At 30.8% G+C, this 5,433-nt stretch carries 6 protein-coding genes; all 6 read right to left on the minus strand.

From position 1 onward, the window contains the following. Positions 1-671 precede the first annotated feature (671 nt). The gene (locus tag OIO11_RS04670; RefSeq protein WP_268070204.1) at positions 672-1,379 is read right to left on the minus strand and encodes an endonuclease V; all 708 of its coding nucleotides are present in this window, start codon (positions 1,377-1,379) and stop codon (positions 672-674) included. A gap of 1 nt (position 1,380) precedes the next feature. Continuing rightward, a complete protein-coding gene (locus tag OIO11_RS04675; protein WP_268070205.1) occupies positions 1,381-1,854 on the minus strand; it encodes a toxin-antitoxin system YwqK family antitoxin in 474 nt (157 codons plus the stop codon). Next, positions 1,844-3,076, minus strand: a complete 1,233-nt coding sequence (locus OIO11_RS17135; protein ID WP_326497918.1) for a YwqJ-related putative deaminase — start codon at positions 3,074-3,076, stop codon at positions 1,844-1,846. The genes OIO11_RS04675 and OIO11_RS17135 overlap by 11 nt, the downstream gene beginning before the upstream one ends. 452 nt (positions 3,077-3,528) lie before the next feature. Next, positions 3,529-3,969, minus strand: coding sequence for an SMI1/KNR4 family protein (locus OIO11_RS04685; RefSeq protein ID WP_268070206.1), 441 nt, complete (start codon positions 3,967-3,969; stop codon positions 3,529-3,531). Positions 3,970-3,984: 15 nt separating this feature from the next. Then, positions 3,985-4,464, minus strand: coding sequence for an SMI1/KNR4 family protein (locus OIO11_RS04690; RefSeq protein ID WP_268070207.1), 480 nt, complete (start codon positions 4,462-4,464; stop codon positions 3,985-3,987). 26 nt (positions 4,465-4,490) lie between these two features. Continuing rightward, positions 4,491-5,433 (minus strand): HNH endonuclease signature motif containing protein (locus tag OIO11_RS04695; protein WP_268070208.1); only part of this gene is annotated, 943 nt, incomplete at its 5' end.

The following is a 5,433-nucleotide window of genomic DNA, read 5'->3' on the forward strand; positions in this document are numbered from 1 at the left end:
CTTGAAGTTAATATTATCTCCAATTTCATACTTTTCTCTTCTTTCTATTTCATAATAGAAATAGTCTGTATCATTCCCACCTGCTTGGTGAAATCTTTTTAAATTCTTACAAGCTTTGTAAGTGCTAATCTCTTCTAATTTATAACTTGCTTTATTTGGTCTGCCAAAATAAAACATATTATGCGCTTCCATTATATCACAAAATAATTCTGTTTTTAACTCACCTGCAATCCGTTTAATTTTTCAAAATTAACAGTTATCTTAAAGAAGAAAATAATTTTGGAATAAAAGAATCTAAAAGTAAAAATTCCTAGAACTCTCATCACTATCCTTTAGTATTTCAGTTTATTCATTAAAAAAGCCTAACACCACAATTCAATTTGAACTGTATGCTAGACTCTAAAGGTAGATAGTATTTCTACGTTGATTCTGTGCTTTATTATTGTTAATTCATGCCACCTTTCGGTGTTAGATTTGTGTTTTATTTTCAACTTCTGTTAATTACTCTCTTAATGTAAATTCTAAAAACCAGCTACCGCTCATGCTTTCGCATGTTTTAATACAAAAACAGGAATTGGTTGCTTTTATGACTCCAATTCCTGCTGTTTTATTTCTATTAATTACATTTTTTTATTTTAATCTGGTCTATCGAAAGAAACTGATAACTATTTCTACTTACTAAGTTTTTTTCTTATAATATGTGTCTCTAAATCTGCTAATCTTACAGGAATTGGTATTCTGCTTTCTTTACTCAATAAATTCATTATTATCTCTGTACTTGTATCTAAATTAATGTAATTACCACATGAAATAAATATTGGTTTAACATTACTTCTGCTTCTTAATACTCTTCCATAAACTTCATTTTCTATGACTATATCATTATATGATCCTATTTCATCCTTAGGCATTTGAAAATCTGTCCCTTTAATTTTAAGATAACTTTTTGCCATACCTATTGTTGGTTTATTTAAGAAAAATGATGCGTGAGTAGCTATTCCCATATGATTAAAATGCAAGTATCCATTCCCATCGAAGATAAATATATCAGGTTCTACTACTAATTTTTTTGAAGCTTCAATAACTAAAGGTAATTCCCTAAATGCTAAAAACCCAGGTATATATGGTACTTTTATCTCTCCTACACTATTAACTTTTTCAACTATCTCTTTAGTATTATAATCAATAACAACTATACAACATGTTCCATACTGCTTATTCTCATTTTCCCAATAAGCTAAATCCACACCTGCCAATAACCTAATACTATTTTTATTAAAGGTATTTCTTAACATTATTTTTTTATTTAACTCGTTTTGTATCTCAATAAAATCTGATTCCTCATAAACATTAAAATTATGAACTTCTTTTATTTCCATTTTACTCCTTTTCTATAGCCTTTTTATACCACTTTTCTTGGCTATTTCTAATCTTTATATCATCTTCAGTTGGTTCTGACTTTTCTTTAACCAAAACCCCTTCTTCATTCCACTCTTTTGATGTTAGACAAACACCATATTCATATCTAGCTTTTGATTTTAATACACCATTATTATGCCATATTTTTCTAAACCCATAAGTTCTTCCTCTTTGCATATACTGCATACTTTTTATTTTTCCATCATCGTAAAACTCAATAAAATCTCCATCTGAAAAACCATTTTTATAATAACAATAATATGCTAAATTCCCATTTGGATATGTTTCATAAGTTAAACCTGTAAATGGTTTTCCTCCACTTTCTTTCGAGTTATCCAAAATCCTATCACTTAAATACTCCTGCTCTAAAATATCATCATCAAAATCAATTCCATTATTTAAAACATACTCTTTTGTTAATATCTTAATCTCCATACTTTAATACCTCCGGGAAATAACTTGCTCCATTTGTTATATATTCACAATGTGGACATCTTGGCATAGGTAGTCCTCTTGGCTTTAATTTCTTTCCTGACCTAACCACATATACCATGAAATCTTCTAATTTAGCAGTAGGATTTGCTAACAATGCTTCATTTAACGCATATACTTCTGCATGAGAACCCGCCCCTAATGTCCACTTTTCATAACTACTATAAATTTCTGGTGGCATGTTGTCTATTCTTTCTTTAATCAATGGGTGAAGTTCTTTTGGCACATCACCTTCAATATTATTTATTCCAAAATAATACTTCCCTGTTTTAGGGTCTAAAACTCCTGCAACTGCTGGTCCTAATTTTTTCTTAGTAATTCCTGATTTATATAATCTTTCTATCTCATCATTAACGGCACCACGTAAATTAATTCTATTATTAATTTGCTCGGAAGTTAACTTACCATATTTATTTCTTAGATAATCAATTCTGCTTAGTTCAGGATTACTTACACCATTAATTACTTTTTTAACCTTCTTAACTTCCTTTTTAAACCTACCTAAAGCCTCATAACCATTACCTAAATTACTACCAAGCACTGCTGGCTTTGGTCCTTTTTTCATATTATTTAATGCTATTTTAGCTATTCTAATATTCTCTGATATTTCAGCTGATATCTTATTAAATGCTTTTTTAACAAAGGGTGCTGCTTTCTTAATTAATTTTTCTGCTCCATGGAATGCTGCTGCTGTTCCTGCTCCTATTCCAAAATCAGTTAGTACAGTTTTAAAGTTTATTCCTTTGCCTTCTAATATTTGTCTTAATATACTTTCGGCTCCGTTGGTTACTCCTCCTAACAGCATTTTTCCACCTAAGGCTTCGCCTACTCCAAAAGGTCCGAATATTGCTCCAGAGACTGCTCCTACAAAGGATTCTCGTCCTCCAGCAGCCATATAAGAGGAAATATCACTTACCTCTCCTCGTTGTTTATCTGATATTGCTTGACTTAATACTGCTGCCGTTCCTGCTCCTATTCCAAAATCAGTTAGTACAGTTTTAAAGTTTATTCCTTTGCCTTCTAATTTTTGTCTTACTATACTTTCAAAGCCGTTGGTTATTCCTCCTAACAACATCTTTCCACCTAAGGCTTCACCTACTCCAAAAGGTCCAAATATTGTTCCAGAGAATGCTCCTACAAAGGATTCTCGTCCTCCAGCTGCCATATAAGAAGATATATCACTTACTTCTTTACGTCGTTTATCTGATATTGCTTGACTTAATACTGCCGCTGTTCCTGCTACTGCTGCATTTTATCCCTTACCATGCCACCTTTCGGCGTTAGATTTGTTTTCTATTCTCAATTTTTGTTAACTACTACTTTAATCCAAATCCTAGAAACCAGCTACCGCTCATGCTTTCGCATGTCTTTTGATTTTTTTTATGCCACCATGATTTCTCATAGTGGCATTTGAATTATTTCACACTTCGCAGGTCATAACAATAACCAAAGATTTATTATTTTTTTCCAATATTTACACCTAAAGAGGTGTTAAGAGGAGCCTCGCTCCTGTTTGCTACCTATTTAGAAAAAATAGTAGGTAACTTACTTAAACACTTAATCACCTACTGCATATCTAAAATATAGAATGGATACTATTTCATAAAATAGTTTTTACTAATATGAGAATTCAACCATATTATTCAAAAATTCTTCTAATGATTTTGTAATGTACACAACATCATTAAATTCATGTGACCAATAATAAATGGCTCCCAATTCATTTTTCCTTAAACTATAACAATAAAAATCTCCTCCAGCTTCATCAGCAAATGGAATAAGCCAATCAGGTATAACTTTTTCTTCTCTTAAAACTCCTAAGACTGCATATAATTCTGAACTTTTTTTATCACTTTTTATAGGTATGAACCAGGTAACAACAAACTCATCACCATTATCAGTCGTATACATAGATTTTTCAGGATATCCTCCATTATATTGCAAATAATGTTTTCTTATATCTTTTGGCATAAAAAATTTATATTTATTTTCAACATACTTTATATCTTCCTCAGATATTGGTTTTTTACTTTCTAAAATTTTATTATTAGTATACATGTTCCCACTCCTTCTCTATTCTTCTTCATCTTCTACCAGTAAATTCATAAATTCTTCTAATGAATTTGCTAAAAACACTGCATAGTCATCAGATTCACTTGGATCATCACCTAAATTTACATCACAATCCCAATAATATATAGCACCATATTCTTCTTTTCTAAGACTCCAGCAAAATTCCATACCTATGAAATTACCAGCAAATCTAACTAACCACTTTGGAAAGATTGATTCCTCATCAAAATCAATCTTTAACTTTCTTTTTAATCTCCAACTCTTTCCATTGTCATATTTTATTGCATAAAAATATCCACAATCTTGTTTATCTCCATCTTTATCAATAAAAATATTCTTTTCAGGACGTCCTCCATTATACATTAAATAATGTTTTCTAAAACTATCTGGGAAAACTATATTATAAGACTCTTCTATGTCCTTTAAATCATTTTCTGTTATTTTACTTTTTTCAACATCTAACATTCTATTATTATACATAAACTGTTTTCTCCTTTGAATATATCTTATTTATATTTTATTCCTGTATTAGCTTTATACTGTGCCTGTGCTCCTACATATCTTTTCACAACATCATATGCATCCTTATCCACAATTTGAATTGTACATTCACCTGTATCCGGATCAAAATCATCTAAATAAAATACTCTGTTCTCTGTTAATAATGTTTTTTGTTCTTCTTTTGATATCCCTAAATTATCAAAAAGCATTTTTGCATCTTCTGATTTTTTACCACTCATCTTTATTTTTACAGTTGCCTCTTGTCCTGATTCAGTTACATATAAATATTCGGTTTTAGCAAAATCTGCTCCACCATTTTCAGTTTCATTAATATTAAATCCATTATCCGCAGCCTTTTCCTTTGGAGTCTTACCCTTATATTTTTTATTATATGTCTCGCCATGTATACCATCATACTGAGCACATGATCCCTTGTGTGGATAAGTTGCTACATGGGCATCTTTTTTTACTAACTGCATCGTACATTTTCCTGTTGCCTCATCATAATCATCTATATGATGCCATGTATAATCCTCTAATATTTTGTTTCTTTGATTTGCTGGAATATCAACCTCATCAAATGCTCTAGTAAAATCCTTACTTCTTGAACCAGACATATCTATTGTAGCAATTATAGGGTCACCATTTCCATTTTTCATTATATATTGGGACTCTGAAAAATCTAGTCCACCATTTTTCGTTGTTTTAATACCTGAAAATCCTTTACTTGCTGCCCTTTCTGCTGGAAGCATCTTACCTGTATTACGATTTGCAATAATTTTACTTGCTTTATCTTCAAATAATGTACTCTTTTCTGGTGGTACATATAAATCACCTATACCTACACATTCTTCTTGCATACCAAAAGATTTTCTAATATTATATCCTACTCTATCCGTCAATTCATTAAGAGAATTTAAAGCATCATCTGCTTTTGATGCTCCTGCA

It is taken from the genome of Clostridium sp. ZS2-4 (assembly GCF_026719745.1).
Taxonomy (GTDB): Bacteria; Bacillota; Clostridia; order Clostridiales; family Clostridiaceae; genus Clostridium_H.

Coding starts and splice junctions, on each gene's coding strand:
- OIO11_RS04670 (WP_268070204.1), bottom strand. CDS start 1,379: ATGGAAATAAAAGAAGTTCATAATTTTAATGTTTATGAGGAATCAGAT.
- OIO11_RS04675 (WP_268070205.1), bottom strand. CDS start 1,854: ATGGAGATTAAGATATTAACAAAAGAGTATGTTTTAAATAATGGAATT.
- OIO11_RS17135 (WP_326497918.1), bottom strand. CDS start 3,076: ATGGCAGCTGGAGGACGAGAATCCTTTGTAGGAGCATTCTCTGGAACA.
- OIO11_RS04685 (WP_268070206.1), bottom strand. CDS start 3,969: ATGTATACTAATAATAAAATTTTAGAAAGTAAAAAACCAATATCTGAG.
- OIO11_RS04690 (WP_268070207.1), bottom strand. CDS start 4,464: ATGTATAATAATAGAATGTTAGATGTTGAAAAAAGTAAAATAACAGAA.